The sequence below is a fragment of the Streptomyces xanthii genome (assembly GCF_014621695.1).
Taxonomy (GTDB): domain Bacteria; phylum Actinomycetota; class Actinomycetes; order Streptomycetales; family Streptomycetaceae; genus Streptomyces; species Streptomyces xanthii.
Genome location: NZ_CP061281.1, coordinates 6845344 through 6864856, shown reverse-complemented (window position 1 = coordinate 6864856; position 19513 = coordinate 6845344). Strand labels below are relative to the sequence as shown.

Here is a 19513-nt window from a genome sequence, read left to right as displayed (position 1 = left end):
CGGTTCAGCAGCGGTGCCGGTCGACCGTCAGTGTCCCCTGCTCGGTGCGCAGTTCACGGTCGTAGCAGTCGCTTCCGGGCCCGCTGACGCGGTAGCGCTCGCCGGTGACGCCGACCGCGTGCCGCTCCTCGCGCGGCGCGTTCGCGGCGTACGAGGCGTCGCCGGTGTACGTGTCGTCGGAGACGACCCACCCGGCGCCGGTGTTCGTGCGGCTCCGGTCCGCCAGGGTGATGACGGTGCGCAGCCGCTCGTCGGCGCCCAGGGTCGTGGTGCCGTCCATGGTGTACGTGCGATGGGCGCGGGCGGTGCGGTCGCCGGTGCGCACGGTCTCGCGGTCGGTCCAGGTCGCGGTGAGCGCGTCGGTGTTCTCGCCGTCGGTCCAGCGGTGGGCGGAGGTCGCGGCGAGTGTGCGGCTGACGGTGGTGGTGACGCGTCCGTGCGAGGTGTTCAGGTAGCCGCTGACGGTGAGGGCGTGGCCGCCCTGCATGTCGAGGCGGTACTCGGAGTCGGGCGAACCGGGCGTGTAGACCGGCGAGTTGCTGAGCGCGCCCGCCTTGTGCTCGGTGAGGGCGCCGGTGACGTGGTCACGGCCGGCGTCCTGCCAGACGAGCACGTTGACCGGGGTGCTCCAGCCGGTCTGGCCCTTCGGGACGCCGACGACGGACACCTCCACCTGGTGCGGGCGGCCGTCGTTGAGCAGGCCGGCGAAGGGGGTGAGGTCGTACTCGATCGGCTTGATGTCGAAGGCGCGCGGGCCCGGGATCACGTACCAGAGGAACGGGTTGGACCAGCCGCCGGTCCACACGGTCGGGAACGGGGCGGCGATCCCCGCGAGCTGTCCGTCGACGCTGATCTGCACCTCGCGGTAGGGCCCTTCGGCGGCCTTGCAGGAGTACGGGGCGCTGTCGGGCACGGTCATGTACCAGTACTCCTCGCAGCCACCGCCGGAGCCGGTCGCGTACACCTCGGCGACGAGACGCTCGCTGTTGCGGGGCGTGGTGAGGGTTCCGTCGGCGGCGAGGGGCAGGACGCGGTCGGGCGTGCGGGCGGGGTCGGTGGCCGCGCGCGCCCGGGGCTTGGTGTCCTCGGGGTAGAAGGTCAGGGTCGCCTTGACGTCGATGACGCCCGTGTAGGTGTCGTTCACGACGTTGCCGATGAGCATCTCGACGTCGCCGCTGTCGCGCAGGGTGTCGCTGTAGCGGGTGACGTCCTTCTCGACGTTCCACGCGATGCCGTCGGGCGAGGGCTCCGGTGTCGAGGTCCGCAGCACCTCGACACCGCCGATGTGCAGATAGCCCAGCCGGTCGAACTGGCGGCCCTTGACCTTGCCCTCGAGCCGCAGCACCACCTTGCTCCAGCGGTCGCCGCAGTCCTCGGGCGGCGTGTACGTGCCCCGGTACGGGGTGAAGTCGCGGAACTGGGCCTCGGCGACGGTGACTTCGCAGGACCGGGTGTGCGGGCGCTCGACGGGCGGCGCCGCGGTGACGGGGTCGTGCCAGTCGGTGCCGAACTCCGTGGGCGGGGTCGGAGCGGCGGGCTGGGCGGCTCCGGCCTGGGCCGGTGCCCCGGCCACGAGTGCGCCCGCACCGAGGATCACTCCGGCGAGCATGGACATGACGCGTCTTCTCATGGCCGGAGTTCTACGGGGCGCCGCTGCCCCGCGCAATGGGGTGTCGCGCGCGGAATCGGAGCGGCGGGCACACTCCTGCCCGGATCAGCCCTTCAGTTCCGCCTTGTCCCCCATGACGACCACCGGGTGCCGGTCCGGATCGAGCGTCCTGAGCAGGTACTCCATGTCGGACTTGGACTGGCTCACACAGGCCGAGGTGCCGCTGCCGTGGTCCATGTGCAGCCAGATGCTGCCGCCCTTGGTCTGTCCCTCGGGCCGGGTCGGGTCGCTCGGCGAGGTGCCCTTCACCCGGTTGTAGTCGATCGCGACCACGTAGTCGAAGTCGTGCCAGTGCGACTTCGCCCAATAGTGCGGGGCCTGGAAGGCGCCGGACTGCGTGTACGGGAGCTTCGCGCCCGGGTCGGAGAGCACGCCACCGGCGTCGCTGAGCGTGAACACCCCGACGGGGCTGCGCTTGTCGCCCTCGTGGTGGTCGGTCGTCCAGCCCTTCTTGCCGTTGTGCCCCGACCAGCTGCGCTCCTTCTTCCAGGTGTCGCCGGTCTTGGTGAACAGCGCGATCGTGGAGTCCGCCGAGTCCTTGCCCGCGCCGTAGACGGCGACGACCTGCTCCGCGTTCGCCGGTATCCGCTTCTGGTAGCGGTCGCCCACGTCGGGGATGCGCTTGAGGTCGGTCGTCCGGGCCGCGTCACCGCGCGAGGAGTCGGCCGCGCCGTCCGCCGCCGTGCCGGAACGTCCGCCGCCGTCCTGGTCTCCGGCACCGCACGCCGCCAGCGTGGTCGCCAGGAGGCCGCACGCCGCAGCCACGACGCCCGCTCGCATCGCCTTCTTCGCACCCGCACCCGCACTTCGCATGCGGTCCATGGTCTCACCACACGTCAGATGCGTCCGGGCCGGGCCCGACGCGCACCGTGGATCCCGGCCGAATCTTTGCCCGCGACCGTAAAACCGTTTGCCTCCGGTCGGTCCGGGACGCGAACCTTTCACGGTTTGTTCCGCCGAATCCCGTTCTCTCTTTCTCCCCCTCCCCTCCCCTCCCCCCACCCCACCCCACCCGCCCCTACCCGCCTCCCGATTTTTCGGTGCCCGACCTCGAGCCCTGGGACATCATGCAGATCTCCGACCTTCCGTATCCCGATCCGGGCGTACCGGACGCCCGGTCAGGCCCCCGGTTCCTGCTCTGGCTCGGCCGGAACCAGCTGGGCGGCCAGCTCAAGTCCCTCGCCTGGGGCATGCTCCACTTCACCTCCGTCGCCGGGCTCCCGTTCGGCGTCGGGCTGGCCGTCCAGGCCGTCGTGGACGGCTCCGGTGCCCGGCTCGCCTCCGCCGCGGGTCTGATCGCCGTGCTCGGCGTCGCCATCGCGGTCGGCGACACCATGCTCCACCGGACGGCCGTGACGAACTGGATCACCGCCGCGGCCCGCGTCCAGCAGTTGCTCGCCCGGCGCACCGCCGCGCTCGGCGCCGCCCTCACCCGGCGGGTCGCCGCGGGCGAGGTCGTCGCGGTGTCCACGGGCGACGTCGAGAAGATCGGCTGGTTCGTCGAGGCGCTGTCCCGCTTCGCGGCCGCCGCCCTCACCGTCGTCCTGGTCTGCGTCGGCCTCGCCGTGTACCAACCTGCGCTCGGCGGTGTCGTCGCGATCGGCATGCCGGTCCTCGCGCTCGCCGTCCTGCCGCTGCTGCCCCGCGCCACCCGGCGCGCGGACCACCAGCGGGAACAGGCGGGCAAGGCCACCGAACTCGCCTCGGACACCGTCGCCGGCCTGCGCGTCCTGCGCGGCATCGGCGGCGAGGAGCTCTTCCTCGACCGCTACCGCCGTGCCTCCCAGGAGGTCCGCAGGGCCGCCGTGCGCAGCGCGCGCATGTGGTCGCTGATCTCCGCGATCCAGGTCCTCCTTCCGGGTCTGCTGCTCATCGTGGTCGTCTGGTACGGCGTCCATCTGGCCCGCGAGGGCCGGATCACCGTCGGGGAACTGGTGACCGTGTACAGCGCGGTGATGATCCTTAACTACCCGCTGCGGCACTTCGAGGAGATCGCCATGGCGTACTCCTTCTCCCGGCCGTCGGCCCAGCGGGCGGCGAAGGTCCTGGCCCTGCGCCGGGTGACCGAGCCCGAGGGCGGGCCGCGCGAGCGGTCCGTGTCCGGGGACGGTCCGGCCGCCGGCCGCGACGCCACCGGAACCGGCCTGGCCGGCCGCGAGCTGGCCGGGGCCGACCTCTCCGTGGCCGACCTCTCCGTGGCCGACCTCTCCGGGGGCGATCTGTACGACCCCGTGACCGGTCTGCTCGCCCCTGCCGGGCTGCTCACCGCCGTGGTGTGCGGCGACCCCGACCTGGCGGGCCGGCTGGCCGACCGGCTCGGCGGCCACCCGCCGGACGCCGTCGACGAGGCGGACGCACCTGCCGGGACCGACGCGGACGGCCAGCACGGTGAGGGCGGCAAGCACAGTGAGAGCGGCAAGCACGGTGAGGCCCGTGAAGCCGGGACCAAGGCCTCCGCGCCGCCGTCCGTACTGCTGGGCGGCGTGCCGCTCGACGAGTTGTCCCTGGACGCGGCCCGCACCGCGGTCCTGGTCCAGGACAAGGACCCGGTGCTGCTGTCCGGCACGCTCGCGGAACTGCTCGACGTGCCCTCGTCCGGCGCCGTCACCCCCGAGGCGGCGCTGGCCGCAGCGCAGTGCGGCGACGTCCTGGACGCCCTCGCGCAGGCCTCGCTGGACGACGACCCCATGAACGCCCGGATCACGGAGCGGGGCCGCTCCCTGTCCGGCGGCCAGCGGCAGCGCCTCGCACTGGCGCGCTCGCTCGTCGCCGACCCGGAGGCGCTGGTCCTCGACGAGCCGACGTCCGCCGTCGACTCGCACACCGAGGCCCGCGTCGCCGAGAGCCTGCGCGCGGTGCGCGGCGGCCGGACGACGGTCATCCTGACCTCGTCGCCGCTGCTCCTGGACCGCGCCGACCGCGTGGCGTTCGTCCACGAGGGCGAGGTCGTGGCCGTGGGCGAGCACCGCGAACTGGTCCGCACCGAGCCCCGGTACCGCGCGGTCGTCACCCGGGAGACCGACGAGGAAGCGGCCGCCGCCGGGATCGGGTCCGCGACCGGCTCCGGGCCGGGGCGCGAACCCCGGTCGGGCATCGAGATCGACATCGAGGAGACGGCATGATCGGCGTAGCCCGCCCGGCCTACGACCCGGCGGCCCCCACCACGGCGACCACCCTGCCGATCGGCGCCCCGTCGACGGTGCGCGCCTACGTGGTCGAGCTGTACCGCCGCCACCGGCGCGCGTTCCTGCTCCTGATCGGGGTGAACGCGGTCGCGGTCGTCGCGTCCATGGTCGGCCCCTATCTGCTGGGCGGCGTGATCCAGGACGTCTCCGAGGGCTCGGGCGCCGCGCTGCGCGAGCTGCACCTGGAGCGGACCGTCGGCCTGTTCGTGATCGCCCTGGTGATCCAGGCGGTGTTCGTCCGGCAGGTGCGGCTGCGCGGGGCGATGCTCGGCGAGCGGATGCTGGCCGACCTGCGCGAGGACTTCCTCGTGCGGTCGGTCGGACTGCCGCCGGGGGTCCTGGAGCGGGCCGGCACGGGTGACCTGCTGTCCCGGATCACGACGGACATCGACCGGCTGGCGAACGCGATGCGGGAGGCCGTGCCGCAGCTGTCGATCGGTGTCGTGTGGGTGGTGCTGCTGATCGGCGGTCTCACCGTGACCGCGCCACCGCTGGCGCCCGCGATCCTGGTCGCGGTGCCGCTCCTGGTGATCGGCTGCCGCTGGTACTTCAAGCGGGCGCCGTCGGCGTACCGCTCGGAGGCCGCCGGGTACGCGGCGGTCGCCGCCGCCCTCGCGGAGACCGTGGACGCGGGCCGCACCGTCGAGGCGCACCGCCTGGGCGCGCGCCGTGTCGAGCAGTCCGATCTGCGGATCCGGCAGTGGACGGCGTGGGAGCGCTACACGCTGTACCTGCGCTCGGTGCTCTTCCCCGTGATCAACACCGTGCACACGCTCGTGCTGCTGTCCGTCCTGCTGATCGGCGGTGTCTTCGTCCTCCAGGGCTGGATCGACGTGGGCCAGCTGACCACGGGCGCGCTGATCGCCCAGATGCTCGTGGAACCGCTGGGCCTGATCCTGCGCTGGTACGACGAGCTGCAGGTCGCCCAGGTCTCGCTGGCGCGGCTGGTCGGGGTGCGGGACATCGAGCCGGACGCGGGCGATCCCGGGGTGCGGCCGGACGGCCGGCACGTGCGGGCGGACGAGGTGCACTTCGGGTACCGCGAGGGCATCGACGTGCTGCGCCGGGTCTCGCTGGAGGTCGAGCCGGGCACGCGGCTGGCCCTGGTCGGTCCGTCCGGTGCGGGCAAGTCGACGCTCGGCCGACTGCTGGCGGGCATCTACGCCCCGCGCACGGGCCGGATCACGCTGGGCGGCGCCGAGCTGTCCCGGATGGAGGCCGAGCGAGTCCGCTCGCACGTGGCGCTCGTCAATCAGGAGCACCACGTCTTCGTGGGGTCCCTGCGCGACAACCTCCGCCTGGCCCGTACGGGCGCCGAGGACGCCGAGCTGTGGGCGGCGCTCGGCGCGGTCGACGCGGACGGCTGGGCCCGCGGCCTGGCCGGCGGTCTCGACACGGAGGTCGGCTCGGGCGGCACGGCGCTCACTCCGGCGCAGGCCCAGCAGATCGCGCTGGCACGCCTGGTGCTCGCCGATCCGCACACGCTGGTCCTGGACGAGGCGACCTCGCTCCTGGACCCGCGGGCGGCCCGCGATCTGGAGCGCTCGCTGGGCCGCGTCCTGGACGGGCGCACGGTCGTGGCGATCGCCCACCGGCTGCACACCGCGCACGACGCGGACGTGATCGCCGTGGTCGAGGAGGGCCGTATCCGGGAGCTCGGCAGCCACGACGAGCTGGTCGCGGCCGACGGGGCGTACGCGGCGCTGTGGCGGTCCTGGCACGGGTGAGCGTGCCGGAGGGGGTGGCGCGGCCGGGCTCAGATCACGTTGAGCGCGGCCGCGCAGCCCACGCCGCCGAGCAGCATGAACGCGGGCATGAGCACCTTCAGCTCGACCCAGCTGCCGGCCCGGAAGCGCATGGCCTTCGGCGGGCCGATCGGGTACCAGCGCTTGCGGCCGATGGGGATGGGCCACAGCACCGGGCAGCCGGAGACGGTCAGCGCGTCGCCGATGCAGTGCGTCAGGGCGCCGAGCACGATCGGCAGTCCCAGCCAGAGGTATTCCTGGCTGGGGTCGGTGAACAGCCAGTCCGAGCCGTTGCCCGGCTGGTCGAGTATCCCGGCGAGGATCCAGGCGCTGGTCCCGGCGAGCAGCCACACCAGGACGTCGCTGCTGGAGCCGCGGGCGGCCCGCCAGAGCAGGCCCTCGATGGCCAGCACCATGTGGATGAAGAGGATCGCGAGGACGGTCCAGCGGCCACCGGTGATCGCGGCGACCGAGGTGCCGCCGCCGATCAGGACCGCCCAGACCCAGGTGTGGGTGAGCGTGCGGTGCCCGCCGGAGCGGCGCGGGTCGCCCTTCATGCGGGTGCCCTTGTAGACGGCGTAGGACAGCTTGTCGACGATCTCGCACAGTCCTCGGGAGATCGGTCCGAAGGCCCGCGAGATGGTGGCCGCCTTGTGGTCCAGGTCGGGGGCGAGGGCGGCGCCGGCGCAGATGAGCGCTCCGACGAGGAGGACGGGCCACGGCATCGGGTGTCCGGCGGCGGCCGTCGCCGCGCCCACCCCCAGCCAGGCCGCCGCTCCTGACAGCGAGTGTGCCGGTCCCATCATGGTGGTGTTCCGCCCCTGTTCCTGTCGCGCCGTCCGCTCGCGCGGCACCGGCAAGTCCCTTGTCCCGACGGCCTGTCGTCCCGGTGGACGCCCCTGCGGGCCCGTGCGGGCACCGGTGCCCCGTCGGCGCCTCAGCGTAGCGTTCGTGATCTTCGGCCGGACATCCGATTGCCTGATCGGGTGGGAAGGCAGGCAAGATGGGGGCGTGACCCTTATCGATCAGCTCCCGCAGACCGCCGACCCGGACGCCCTCTACGACGCCTTCGAGTCGTGGGCCGAGGAGCGTGGTCTCACCCTCTATCCCCACCAGGAGGAGGCTCTGATCGAGGCGGTGTCGGGGGCGAACGTGATCGTCTCGACGCCCACCGGTTCCGGCAAGAGCATGATCGCCGCCGGTGCGCACTTCGCCGCGCTCGCCCGTGACGAGGTCACCTTCTACACGGCGCCCATCAAGGCGCTCGTCTCCGAGAAGTTCTTCGAGCTGTGCAAGCTCTTCGGTACGGAGAACGTCGGCATGCTGACCGGCGACGCGTCCGTGAACGCGGACGCGCCGGTGATCTGCTGCACCGCCGAGGTCCTCGCGTCCATTGCGCTGCGTGACGGGGCGCAGGCCGACATCGGCCAGGTCGTCATGGACGAGTTTCACTTCTACGCGGAGGGCGACCGCGGCTGGGCCTGGCAGATCCCGCTGCTCGAGCTGCCGCAGGCGCAGTTCATCCTGATGTCGGCGACGCTCGGCGACGTCTCCATGTTCGAGAAGGACCTGACGCGGCGCACGGGCCGGCCCACGTCGGTGGTCCGCTCGGCGACCCGTCCGGTGCCGCTCTCCTACGAGTACCGGCTGACGCCACTGACGGAGACGCTCACGGAGCTCCTCGACACCCGGCAGGCTCCGGTCTACATCGTGCACTTCACGCAGGCGCAGGCCGTGGAGCGGGCGCAGGCGCTGATGAGCATCAACATGTGCACGCGCGAGGAGAAGGACAAGATCGCCGAGCTGATCGGCAACTTCCGCTTCACCACCAAGTTCGGCCAGAACCTCTCGCGTTACGTGCGGCACGGGATCGGTGTGCACCACGCGGGCATGCTGCCCAAGTACCGGCGTCTGGTGGAGAAGCTGGCGCAGGCGGGTCTGCTGAAGGTCATCTGCGGCACCGACACCCTGGGCGTGGGGGTCAACGTGCCGATCCGCACGGTGCTCTTCACCGCTCTCACCAAGTACGACGGCAACCGGGTGCGCACGCTGCGCGCCCGTGAGTTCCACCAGATCGCGGGGCGGGCCGGCCGGGCCGGCTTCGACACCGCCGGTTTCGTGGTGGCGCAGGCGCCCGAGCACGTCATCGAGAACGAGAAGGCGCTCGCGAAGGCGGGCGACGATCCGAAGAAGCGCCGCAAGGTGGTCCGCAAGAAGGCGCCGGAGGGCTTCGTCGGGTGGACGGAGAGCACCTTCGAGAAGCTCATCGCGTCGGAGCCGGAGCCGCTCACCTCGCGCTTCCGTGTCACGCACACGATGCTGCTGTCGGTCATCGCCCGCCCGGGCAACGCGTTCGAGGCGATGCGCAAGCTTCTGGAGGACAACCACGAGCCGCGCAAGGCGCAGCTGCGGCACATCCGGCGGGCCATCGCGATCTACCGCTCGCTGCTGGACGGCGGCATCGTGGAGAAGCTCGACGAGCCGGACGCGTCGGGCAGGATCGTGCGGCTGACCGTCGATCTGCAGCAGGACTTCGCGCTGAACCAGCCGCTGTCGACGTTCGCGCTCGCCGCGTTCGACCTGCTCGACAAGGAGTCGCCGTCCTACGCCCTGGACATGGTGTCCGTCGTCGAGTCCACGCTGGACGATCCGCGGCAGATCCTGCACGCCCAGCAGAACAAGGCGCGTGGTGAGGCCGTCGCGCTGATGAAGGCGGACGGAGTCGAGTACGAGGAGCGCATGGAGCGCCTCCAGGACGTCACGTACCCGAAGCCGATGGAGGAGCTGCTCTTCCACGCGTACAACACGTACCGCCAGAGCCACCCGTGGGTCGGAGACCACCCGCTGTCGCCGAAGTCCGTGATCCGGGACATGTACGAACGGGCGCTGTCCTTCACTGAGTTCGTCTCCTTCTACGAGCTCGCGCGGACCGAGGGCATCGTGCTGCGCTACCTGGCGAGCGCGTACAAGACGCTCGACCACACGGTGCCGGACGATCTGAAGTCGGAGGATCTGGAGGACCTGATCGCCTGGCTGGGCGAGATGGTGCGCCAGGTCGACTCCAGCCTGCTCGACGAGTGGGAGCAGCTGGCCAACCCGGAGGTGATGACCGCCGAGGAGGCTCAGGAGAAGGCCGACCAGGTCAAGCCGGTCACGGCGAACGCGCGCGCCTTCCGCGTCCTCGTCCGCAACGCGATGTTCCGCCGTGTCGAACTGGCGGCGCTGGACAATGTCGACGAGCTCGGCGCCCTGGACGGCGACGCGGGCTGGGACGCGGACGCGTGGGGCGAGGCCATGGACGCGTACTGGGACGAGTACGAGGACCTGGGCACCGGCCCAGACGCGCGCGGCCCGAAGCTGCTGATGATCGAGGAGGATCCGGAGCACGGTCTGTGGAAGGTGCGCCAGACCTTCGCGGACCCGAACGGGGACCACGACTGGGGCATCAGCGCCGAGGTGGATCTCGCCGCGTCCGACGCGGAGGGCCGCGCCGTCGTCCGTGTCACGGACGTGGGCCAGCTGTAGCCGTCCGACCGGCCGGGCTCTCCCGCCCGGCCGCCGCCATCCGGTCCACCCGCCGGCTCCGGCCCGGCGCCCGTACGAGAAGGGTCCACGCATGACGAATCCTGCGGAACGGCTCGTCGACCTGCTCGACCTGGAGCAGATCGAGGTCGACATCTTCCGTGGGCGCAGCCCGAACGAGTCCCTCCAGCGGGTCTTCGGCGGGCAGGTCGCGGGGCAGGCGCTGGTGGCGGCGGGCCGCACCACGGAGGGCGACCGGCCCGTGCACTCGCTGCACGCGTACTTCCTGCGTCCGGGCCGTCCGGGCGTGCCGATCGTGTACCAGGTCGAACGGGTCCGCGACGGCCGCTCGTTCACCACGCGCCGGGTTACGGCCGTGCAGCAGGGTCGCACGATCTTCAATCTCACCGCCTCCTTTCACCGGCCCGAGGAAGGGGCCTTCGAGCATCAGTTGCCGCCGGCCCGCGAGGTGCCGGATCCCGAGTCGCTGCCGACGGTCGCCGACGAGGTCAGGAACCACCTCGGGGCGCTGCCAGAGGCGTTGGAGCGGATGGCCCGGCGCCAGCCGTTCGACATCCGCTACGCGGACCCGCTGCGCTGGACCCCCGAGGAGGTCCGGTCGGCCGAGCCGCGCAGCGCCGTGTGGATGCGGGCCGTCGGTCCTCTCGGTGACGATCCGCTGGTGCACACCTGCGCGCTGACGTACGCGAGCGACATGACGCTGCTGGACGCGGTCCGGCTGCCGGTCGAGCCCCTGTGGGGCCCGCGCGGCTTCGACATGGCCTCGCTCGACCACGCCATGTGGTTCCACCGCCCTTTCCGTGCCGATGAGTGGTTCCTGTACGACCAGGAGTCGCCGATCGCGACGGGTGGCCGCGGTCTGGCCCGCGGCCGCATCTACGACACCGAGGGGCGTCTGCTGGTGTCGGTGGTGCAGGAGGGCCTGTTCCGGAAGCTGGACGCGTGACGGGCGGGACCGCCGACGCGGGTCCGGACTCCGGTGCGGACGCGGGATCCGGTGCAGACCTGGACGCACGGCTCGCGCGGGCCGTGCGGCTGCGCGAGGAGGGCCGCCGCGAAGAGGCCCGCGCCGCGCTGATGGAGCTGCGGGACCGCTTCCCCGACGACGTCCGGGCCGCCTATCAGACCGCCTGGGTCCACGACACCCTCGGCCTGGAGGCCGAGGCCGTCCCGCACTACGTCGCCGCGGTAGCGCGCCCCGGCCTGTCAGAGGAGGACCGGCGAGGCGCTCTGCTCGGGCTCGGCAGCACGTACCGCACGCTCGGGCGCTTCCCTGAGGCCGTGGCCACCTTGAGCGCCGCCGTGGAGGAGTTCCCCGACGACCAGGCGCTGCGCACGTTCCTGTCGATGGCCCTCTACAACGTGGGCCGTGCACACGACGGGATGCGGCTGCTGTTGACGGTGCTGGCCGAGACCAGCGCCGACCCGGGGGTCATGGGGTACCGGGCCGCGATCGAGTACTACGCACGGGATCTGGACGCCGTCGAGGGCTCCGCCGACCCGGCCTGAGCGGGACCTCGCCCCGCCCCCGGGCTCACGGTCGTCTGCCCAGCAGGCGGGACCAGAGGCTCCGCGTCGCCGTCTCCTCGGGCGCCGCGATCGGGGCCGGTGCGGTCACCGGGACGGGCACGGTCGCCGTGGCGGGCTCCGTACGCGCCGTGCGGGCGGAGGCCGGCACGGGCGCCGGGCGCAGGCGTCGCGCCTCGGCCATCCTCAGCATCAGGTTGGCCCGCAGCCAGCTGATCTCGTCGGGGTGGTCGGCGGTCAGGATGCGCTCGACGACCTGGGCGGTGGGCGATTCGGGCGCGCCGTACCAGGTCTCCTCGGGTCGCAGGCGGTGCAGATGGGCGCGCTCGTAGGGGCTCTCGACGAGCTCGGCGACCTGGGTCGGGTCCAGGAGCGTCGCGATGGCGGCGGCCCGCTCCCACGGGTCCGTGCTCCGGCCGAGCAGATAGCTCGCGTGGCGGGCCCGCCAGGTCCGCGGCCGCAGGTCGTCGCCGGCGGCCAGGCGGGCCCGCAGCCGGTCGGGGGTGCGGCCGGTCAGCAGCGGCGCGTTGATCTCGGACCGCGCGAACTCCCGTAGTTCCTGGGCGAGATAGAGCCAGACCACGGCCCGGTACCGATTCACATAGAACTTGGCCGGTGTGAGCATTCCGGCGCGGGCGAGCCGTGTGAAGCGGGTCGGCGGGATGTCCATCAACTCGGCGGCCTGGGCCGTGCCCACGACCCTCACCTGCTCACGTAGGGTGTCGGGAAAGCCCTCGGTCTCGCGGATCCGCTCGATCTCCGCGCTGGGCACCCGGCGGCGCCCGCCGTCCGGAGCCGCCACCGTGCGGATCCGCCCGAGTCGTACGGCGAGGTCGAACTCGCCTCGCTTCAGGCCCAGTTCGCGCGCCGCGCTGCCCTGAGGCCTGGTCATGATGTCGCCTTGCATGGCCCTGTCCCCCGTCGTCCCGATGTCCGGGCAGTCACTCTCCGTGACCGCTCGGGAGAAACCGTAGCCGGATCCAGCGATCGGCGTCGGAGCCTGTGGATAACTTCGGCCGACGGATCGGGACCCGGCGCGGTGGAGATCGAAACGCCCTGGTCAGAGCCTGGTCGGGACTCTGTCGCGGAAGGTCAGACCTCTGACGCGGAGCGGTGCTCGGGCTTGCGCGCGTCGACACCGAGATGCTCGCCGACGCGATTGACGAGCAGAGTCATCTCGTACGCGACCTGGCCGATGTCCGCCTCGGCCCCGCTGAGGACGCAGAGGCAGCTGCCGTCGCCGGCGGCGGTGACGAAGAGCACCGCGTCGTCGAACTCGATCATCGTCTGGCGGACGCCGCCCACGCCGAAGTGCCGGCCCGAGCCCTTGGCTAGGCTGTGCAACCCGGACGAGACGGCCGCGAGATGCTCGGCGTCCTCCCGGCGCAGCCCGGCGCTGGCGCCCGTGACCAGTCCGTCGTTGGACAGAACCAGCGCGTGCCGCACCTGCTCGACCCGCTCCGTCAGGTCGTCCAGCAGCCAGCCGAGTCCCTCGCTCTGCCCCATGATCCCGTCTCCCCGCTTCCGTGTGGCCCGCCGTACGGTCCGCTCCCCCGCTCCGGGGAGCTGTTTCGCCAGCCTTCCCCACGACCGGCGTCCGGGCAAGGAGGATGACCTCATGGCACACAAGATGACCGATGAGGAATGGCGGGCCTTCGTCTCGGCGGGCACCCGCACCGCGAAACTGTCCACCACACGGGCCGACGGCAGTCCGCACGTCGCGCCCGTCTGGTTCGTCCTGGACGGCGAGGACATCCTGTTCAACACCGGGAAGGACACGGTGAAGGGCCGCAACCTCGCCCGGGACGGACGGCTGGCGCTGTGCGTCGACGACGAGCGGCCGCCGTTCTCGTTCGTGACGATCCAGGGCCGGGCCGAACTGAGCGAGGACGCGGACGAGTTGCTGGATTCGGCCACGCGGATCGGCGCGCGCTACATGGGCGCGGACCGTGCGGAGGAGTTCGGCCGGCGCAACGGCGTGCCGGGCGAACTCGTCGTCCGCGTGAAGATCGAGAAGGTCGTGTCCGTGGCCGGCGTGTCGAGCTGAGCCGTCCGGTCAGCCGACCGAGTCGAGGAGCCGGGCGGTGTGCATCCGCCCGGCGTACTCGACCAGCCTGATCAGGACCTCCTTTCCCGAGTCCTTCTTGCGGGCGTCGCACAGGACCACCGGCGTGCCGGTGTCCAGGTCGAGGGCCCGCGCCACGTCCTGCTCGTGGTGCGCCCGGGCGCCCGCGAAGCAGTTGACGGCCACGACGAAGGGGATGCTCCGGTGTTCGAAGTAGTCGACGGCCGGGAAGCAGTCCTCCAGGCGGCGCGTGTCGGCGAGGACGACCGCGCCGAGCGCGCCCTGGGAGAGCTCGTCCCACAGGAACCAGAAGCGGTCCTGGCCGGGAGTGCCGAACAGGTAGAGCGACAGGCCCGACCTGATGGTGATGCGGCCGAAGTCCATGGCGACGGTCGTGGTGGTCTTGCGCTCGACCGCCGCCGTGTCGTCCACGGACTGGCCGAGTTCGCTCAGCTGCTCCTCGGTGCGCAGCGGGCGGATCTCGCTGACCGCGCCCACGAGGGTGGTCTTGCCCACCCCGAATCCGCCGGCCACGAGGATTTTCAGTGCCATGGCCGCGGACACGTCGTGCTCCGTGTCCTCGGAGTGCGGAGCGTCGGAGTGTGCCGCGTCAGAGTGCTCGGAGCCCATCGATGACTTCCCTCAGGATCTTCTCGTCCGGTAGCTGTGCGGGCGGCACCGGCCTGCTGACCGTGACGCAGCCCTGTTCGAGCAGGTCGCCCAGGAGGACGCGGACCACGCCGACGGGCAGGTCCGTGCCGGCGGCGAGTTCGGCGACGGTCTGGGTCTCGATCCGGCACAGCGCGATGATCGCGTTGTGCTCGGGGCCCAGGGCCGGATCGTCGTGGGTGCCGGGAGCGGCGGGGTCGAGCGACACGAGGGCGATCAGGTCGAGCCGTACGCCCTGCGGGCCCGCCGTGGTGCGCCCTCCGGTCATCGCGTAGGGGCGGACCAGGGGTCCGGCCTCGTGGTCGAACCACTGGCTGCCCGGGTCCTCCGGGCTGCCGCGCTCCTGCTGCGCGCCCTCCTCCTCGGCGCGGTAGGCGGCCTCCTCTGCCTGATAGGCGGCTTCCTGGGCCCGGTAGGCGGCGACGTTACGGTACATCTCGGCGAAGTTGTCGTCGTTCATGTCCACCCTGTCCACGACCGCTCGAGTCAGCCCGCCGTCGGCGGCTGTCCGGCGAATCTCGCCGGGGTGTACAGGTGCTCCCCCACGCGCTTGACGAGGCGGGCCATCTCGTAGGCGACGAGGCCGATGTCGGCCGTGACGGTGCTCAGGACGGCGAGGCAGGAGCCGTCTCCGGCGGCGGCGACGAACAGGAAGCCGTCGTCCATCTCGACCATCGTCTGGCGCACGCCCCCGGTGCCGAAGTGCCGTCCGGTGCCCTTGGCGAGGCTGTTGAACCCGGAGGCGACGGCGGCGAGGTGCTCGGCGTCCTCGCGGCCGAGTCCGTTCGAGGCGCCCACGGCGAGGCCGTCGTTGGACAGGACGACCGCGTGCCGCAGTTCGGTCACGCGCAGGACCAGGTCGTCGAGGAGCCAGTCGAGCTCGCCGGAACCGTGGGCGGTGCCCGCGGTCGGTTCTTTGATCATGTGCGGTCTCCTTCGATGCTGTGGCCACCGGGTTCGAAGCCGTGGCCGCCGGGCCGGCGTCCGCCGCCTCTGGCCCAGCCGTCCCGGAAGGACGTCATCCGGGCCCTGGCCTGTTCGGGGGTGCGGTCGTCCGGCTGCGGGACGCGCGCGGGGTGGGCCTTCTGTTCGGGTCGTTCGCGCAGTTGGGGCGCGAGGCTGGCCTGCCGTACGCGGCGGGGCAGGCCGTCGAGGGAGCCCTCGTCGTCGCCCGCGGGGTGGCGGGGGCCTTCGTCGGGCGGGTCCCTGCGCACCCGGAGGGCGGTGACGCCGGGCGGGTGCCGGGGTGTCTCCGGCTCGGGCGCCGCGGCCGGGGCCAGGGCCGGGCGGGCGCCGGAGGCCGGTACGGAGTGGTGGTTCATGTCTGCCGTCTCGGGCTCGGTCTCGGGCACGCGCGCGTGGAGGCGCGTCTCTTCGGTCTCCTGTGCTTCGCCTCCGGTGCGGTCGGGGCTGTCCTTGTGCAGCAGCGGGGTGGGCAGCAGGACGACGGCGGTGGTGCCTCCGTAGGGCGAGGCGCGCAGATGCACCTTGACGTCGTGCCGGTGGGCGAGACGGCTGACCACGAAGAGGCCGAGCCGGTCGCTGTCGAACAGGTCGAGCGCCTCGGAGTGCTCGATGCGGCTGTTCGCCTCGTCGAGGGTCTCCTTGCCCATGCCGAGTCCGCGGTCCTCGATCTCGATCGCGTAGCCGTTGCCGACGAGTTCGCCGCTGACGCGCACCTTGGTGTGCGGGGGCGAGAACTGGGCGGCGTTCTCGACGAGTTCGGCGAGCAGGTGCGTGACGTCGGCGACGGCCGCGCCGGTGACGTGGGCGGCCGCGAGCTGACGCACCTCCACGCGCGCGTAGTCCTCGATCTCGGAGACCGCCGCGCGGACGACGTTCGTCAGCGGGACAGGCATGCGCCAGGCTCGGCCGGGGGCGGCGCCGGAGAGGATGATCAGGCTCTCGGCGTGGCGGCGCATCCGGGTGGTGAGGTGGTCGAGCCGGAACAGGTCGCTGAGCTCGTTCGGGTCGTCGGCGCGGCGCTCCATGCTGTCCAGGAGCCCGAGTTGGCGGTGGACGAGGACCTGGCTGCGGCGGGCGAGGTTCACGAAGACGCCGGAGATGCCGCTGGCGAGCTCGGCGCGTTCCACGGCGGCGTGCAGGGCCGCGCGGTGAACGGTCGTGAGGGCCTCGGAGACCTGGGCGGTCTCGTCCTCGGCCGGCGGTCCCGGCGGGGCCTCGACGTCGACGTCGATCTCCTCGCCGGCCCGGAGTTTGCGCATGGTGCTCGGCAGTTTGTGGCGGGCGATCTCCAGGGCGGTGTTGCGCAGACTGACGAGTTCGACGACGAGTCCGCGGCCGATCCGTACGGAGATCACGAGGGAGGCGGCCACGGCGAGCAGGCCGAGCAGGACGGCCGCTCCGGCGGGCGTGAGCAGCCCGCGGCCCAGCGGGTCGGCGCGGTCGGCGGCGCTGCGCGCGGCGTCCGTCTCGATGGTCCGCATGCCGTCCTGGACGGTGGTGTGCGCGCGTCCCCAGGCCGCGTCGGAGGCCTCGGCGAGAGCTTTTGCGCCGGGGCGTGCCGTGAGGGTGCGGTCCTCGACGTCGCGTACGTCGGCGTAGGCGCCGCCCTTCAGGAGGTCGTGCCAGCGGGCCCGTTCGGGGCCGCGCAGGTCGGTGGCGGCGCTGTCGGCGAGGGCCCTTCGGGTGTCGACGGCGCCGGTGAACAGGCGCAGGCGTTCGCCGTCCAGGGTGCCCGCGTGGCCGGCGCTCACCAGAAGGGTGTCCTCGCGGGCGAGCATCTCCCCGGAGCGGCCGAACTCGAGCAGCACGCGCGCGTCGGAGCCGAGTTCGGCGTCCTGGATGCCGGTGAGGGCGCCGCTGACGGTGAAGGCGGTGGCGATGCTGTCGGTGTACTGCCGGTAGGCGTCGTCCCAGGTGGTGCGGCGCTCCAGGACGTCGGCGCGTGCGGCGCGCAGCCGTCCCGTGTCGGTGAGGAACGTGCGGAGCCGGTCCGCGACGCCCCGGGGCAGGTCCGCGCCGTCCGCGACGGAGTTGTCGCGGCCCAGGCGCAGGGCGGCGACGGTGCGGTCGGTGACGGCGCCGAGGCGCTTGAGCTCCTCGCCGCGTGCGGCGGCGGGGGCGGTGGCGTAGCCGACGGCGGCGGTGCGCTCCGCCTGGAGGGCGGCGACGGCCGCGGTGACGGGCTCGCGGACGGCGGCGTCGACCCGCTGCAACTGCCGCAGGCGCGCGATGTCCTGGGCGGTGCTGACGGTGGCGTACGCCCACAGGGCGAGGAGCGAGACGACCGGCACCATCAGGAGGCAGACGATCTTGGCCCGTACGGTGCGGGGTCTGAGGTGCCGGCGGCCCGCGCGCGCGGGTGGCGCGGTGCGGCGGGGCTCCGGCTCCGCCGCGTCCTCGGCGGCGGGCGGCCCGGCGTGCGCGCGCCGTCCGCGCGCCGCGGGCGCGGGGGTGGTCGGCGACGGGCCGGGGCGGGGCGTTCGGCGGGGCGGGCGCATGGCCTCCTCGATCGGGTGGTGGGCGGGTGGGCGCGGCCGGTCCGTCAGCGGACCAGGCTCTCCAGCGGCCGCTGGGCGGAGGCGGAGGCCTCGCGTTCGTCGGCGGTCGGGGAGAGGGCGACGAACGCCGAGGTCAGGAAGAGGTAGGAGCCGAGTCCCACGGCGAGCGGGAAGATGAACTGCATCGCCGTCGCCCCCGGGAGCACGGCCGTGGAGGGCGTCACGCGGACGCTCACGGCCATCATTCCGGTGTAGTGCATGCTGCTGACGGCGCCGCCCATGACGAGGCAGGCGACGGCGACGGCCGCCGGGGACTTGATGTTGAGGCCGGCCCACAGGGCGGCGGTCGCCGCGACGACCGCGATGACCACGGAGAGCGTGACGAGGAGCGGGTCGTAGGCGACGTGCCCGTGCAGGCGCAGGGCGGCCATGCCCATGTAGTGCATGCTCGCGACGCCGAGTCCGGTGGTGAGGCCGCCGAGGGCGAGGGCCCGGTTGCGGTCGCGGCTGTAGCCGACGGCGAAGACCCCGGCGCCGACGACGGTCACGGCGACGACGAGGCTGAGGATGGTGAGCGGCACGTTGTAGCGGATCTCGGTTCCGGTGACGCTGAAGCCGAGCATGGCGACGAAGTGCATCGTCCAGATGCCGGTGCCGATGGCGGAGGCTGCGGTGATCAGCCAGTTGCGGCGGGCGCGGCCCGTGTTGGCGAGGGCGCGCACGGTGCAGCGCAGGCCGAGCGCGGCGCCGATGCAGGCCATGACGTACGACAGCACGGGGGTCAGCCAACCGAAGGCTGCGTGGTCCAGGTGTCCCATGGCCCCGGGACGCTAGTCGCGACAGGGGCGCACAACAGGGGCGCATTTCGAAAACTGCTGGAATATGACAGAGATGCGGTACGGAACGATCGCGTCAGGGTCGAACGTGTGCACCGCACGCGCATCCGAAGCTTTCGGTCCGGAACCGGACCTTTCGATCGCACCGTCCCTCGTTCGTGGCATCCCGTCTGTCGGTGCCCTCCGTCATCATGGAGCGCATGAACGACGACCGGACGCGTGTACAGGAGTTCTTCACATCCCGGGCCGCCGACTGGGACGCCCGTTTCCCGGACGACGGTCCGGCGTACGAGGCCGCGATCGCCACGCTCGGCCTGCGTCCGGGCGGCAGAGTGCTGGACGCCGGCTGCGGCACGGGCCGGGCCCTTCCGGCGCTGCGCGCGGCCGTCGGGCCGTCCGGAGTGGTCCTCGGGGCGGATCTGACGCCGGCGATGCTGCGGGCCGCCGTGCGCGCCGGCCGTGACCGCTCCGGGCACCTGCTCCTGGCGGACGTCTCCCGGCTGCCGCTGGCGTCCGGCTCGCTCGACGCCGTGTTCGGCGCGGGCCTGATCTCCCATCTTCCGGATCCGAAGCGGGACTTGGCCGAGCTCGCGCGCGTGGTCCGGCCCGGTGGACTCCTGGCGCTGTTCCACCCGATCGGCCGCGCGGCGCTCGCCGCACGGCACGGGCGGGAGATCACCCCGGACGACCTGAGAGCCGAGCCGCAGCTCCGCCCCCTGCTGGCGGCGACGGGCTGGCGCATGACGTCGTACGTGGACGAGGACACGCGCTTCCTCGCTCTGGCCGTCCGCGAGGGCTGATCCGGGGAGG

General features: G+C 72.6%; 17 protein-coding genes. 7 read left to right on the top strand and 10 right to left on the bottom strand.

Translation table 11 applies throughout. The features are described 5' to 3' along the window. Positions 1-4: 4 nt before the first annotated feature. Both IAG42_RS31045 and IAG42_RS31040 read right to left on the bottom strand, forming a co-directional pair. Complete coding sequence (locus IAG42_RS31045; RefSeq protein WP_223206219.1) at positions 5-1630, bottom strand: peptide-N4-asparagine amidase; 1626 nt, start codon at positions 1628-1630, stop codon at positions 5-7. Positions 1631-1714: 84 nt separating this feature from the next. Continuing rightward, a complete protein-coding gene (locus IAG42_RS31040) occupies positions 1715-2482 on the bottom strand; it encodes a L,D-transpeptidase family protein (RefSeq protein ID WP_188340266.1) in 768 nt (255 codons plus the stop codon). 254 nt (positions 2483-2736) lie between these two features. On the opposite strand from IAG42_RS31040, the gene IAG42_RS31035 reads away from it, so the two are divergent. Together IAG42_RS31035 and IAG42_RS31030 are read left to right on the top strand one after the other, a co-directional pair. Continuing rightward, positions 2737-4791 carry an ABC transporter transmembrane domain-containing protein gene (locus IAG42_RS31035; RefSeq protein ID WP_188341691.1) on the top strand — a complete coding sequence of 685 codons (2055 nt, stop codon included), beginning with the start codon at positions 2737-2739 and terminating at the stop codon, positions 4789-4791. Continuing rightward, a complete protein-coding gene (locus IAG42_RS31030) occupies positions 4788-6581 on the top strand; it encodes an ABC transporter ATP-binding protein (RefSeq protein ID WP_188340265.1) in 1794 nt (597 codons plus the stop codon). Before IAG42_RS31035 ends, IAG42_RS31030 begins: the two co-directional genes overlap by 4 nt. 29 nt (positions 6582-6610) lie before the next feature. Here the strand turns inward: IAG42_RS31030 and IAG42_RS31025 are convergent, their stop codons facing one another. Beyond that, positions 6611-7405, bottom strand: coding sequence for a metal-dependent hydrolase (locus IAG42_RS31025; RefSeq protein ID WP_188340264.1), 795 nt, complete (start codon positions 7403-7405; stop codon positions 6611-6613). 145 nt (positions 7406-7550) lie between these two features. On the opposite strand from IAG42_RS31025, the gene IAG42_RS31020 reads away from it, so the two are divergent. The 3 genes from IAG42_RS31020 (at position 7551) to IAG42_RS31010 (ending at position 11651) form a co-directional block, all read left to right on the top strand. After that, positions 7551-10124: a DEAD/DEAH box helicase gene (locus tag IAG42_RS31020; RefSeq protein ID WP_188340263.1), complete on the top strand. Its 2574-nt coding sequence runs from the start codon at positions 7551-7553 to the stop codon at positions 10122-10124. A 91-nt stretch (positions 10125-10215) separates the two neighbouring features. After that, positions 10216-11088: an acyl-CoA thioesterase gene (locus IAG42_RS31015; protein ID WP_188340262.1), complete on the top strand. Its 873-nt coding sequence runs from the start codon at positions 10216-10218 to the stop codon at positions 11086-11088. A gap of 59 nt (positions 11089-11147) precedes the next feature. Continuing rightward, positions 11148-11651 carry a tetratricopeptide repeat protein gene (locus tag IAG42_RS31010; protein WP_188341690.1) on the top strand — a complete coding sequence of 168 codons (504 nt, stop codon included), beginning with the start codon at positions 11148-11150 and terminating at the stop codon, positions 11649-11651. A 25-nt stretch (positions 11652-11676) separates the two neighbouring features. Here the strand turns inward: IAG42_RS31010 and IAG42_RS31005 are convergent, their stop codons facing one another. After that, positions 11677-12561 (bottom strand): DUF6397 family protein, encoded by an 885-nt coding sequence (locus IAG42_RS31005; RefSeq protein ID WP_223206218.1) that lies wholly within the window; start codon positions 12559-12561, stop codon positions 11677-11679. Positions 12562-12761: 200 nt separating this feature from the next. Next, positions 12762-13175, bottom strand: a complete 414-nt coding sequence (locus IAG42_RS31000) for a roadblock/LC7 domain-containing protein (protein WP_188340260.1) — start codon at positions 13173-13175, stop codon at positions 12762-12764. Positions 13176-13287: 112 nt separating this feature from the next. Here IAG42_RS31000 and IAG42_RS30995 point away from each other — a divergent pair, with 112 nt between their 5' ends. Next, entirely contained in the window at positions 13288-13716 is a 429-nt protein-coding gene (locus IAG42_RS30995) for a PPOX class F420-dependent oxidoreductase (RefSeq protein WP_188340259.1), read from the top strand. 9 nt (positions 13717-13725) lie between these two features. Here IAG42_RS30995 and IAG42_RS30990 read toward each other — a convergent pair whose 3' ends face one another. From IAG42_RS30990 to IAG42_RS30970, 5 genes are read right to left on the bottom strand one after another with little or no spacing between them, the layout of a single operon-like run. Beyond that, positions 13726-14364, bottom strand: a complete 639-nt coding sequence (locus IAG42_RS30990; protein ID WP_384624126.1) for a GTP-binding protein — start codon at positions 14362-14364, stop codon at positions 13726-13728. Beyond that, the gene (locus IAG42_RS30985) at positions 14345-14863 is read right to left on the bottom strand and encodes a DUF742 domain-containing protein (protein ID WP_317453344.1); all 519 of its coding nucleotides are present in this window, start codon (positions 14861-14863) and stop codon (positions 14345-14347) included. The genes IAG42_RS30990 and IAG42_RS30985 overlap by 20 nt, the downstream gene beginning before the upstream one ends. A gap of 26 nt (positions 14864-14889) precedes the next feature. Continuing rightward, entirely contained in the window at positions 14890-15327 is a 438-nt protein-coding gene (locus tag IAG42_RS30980; RefSeq protein WP_188340258.1) for a roadblock/LC7 domain-containing protein, read from the bottom strand. Further along, positions 15324-17867 (bottom strand): sensor histidine kinase, encoded by a 2544-nt coding sequence (locus tag IAG42_RS30975; RefSeq protein WP_188340257.1) that lies wholly within the window; start codon positions 17865-17867, stop codon positions 15324-15326. The genes IAG42_RS30980 and IAG42_RS30975 overlap by 4 nt, the downstream gene beginning before the upstream one ends. A gap of 44 nt (positions 17868-17911) precedes the next feature. Further along, positions 17912-18685, bottom strand: a complete 774-nt coding sequence (locus IAG42_RS30970) for an MHYT domain-containing protein (protein WP_188340256.1) — start codon at positions 18683-18685, stop codon at positions 17912-17914. A gap of 218 nt (positions 18686-18903) precedes the next feature. Here IAG42_RS30970 and IAG42_RS30965 point away from each other — a divergent pair, with 218 nt between their 5' ends. Beyond that, a complete protein-coding gene (locus IAG42_RS30965; protein WP_188340255.1) occupies positions 18904-19503 on the top strand; it encodes a class I SAM-dependent methyltransferase in 600 nt (199 codons plus the stop codon). Positions 19504-19513 lie beyond the last annotated feature (10 nt).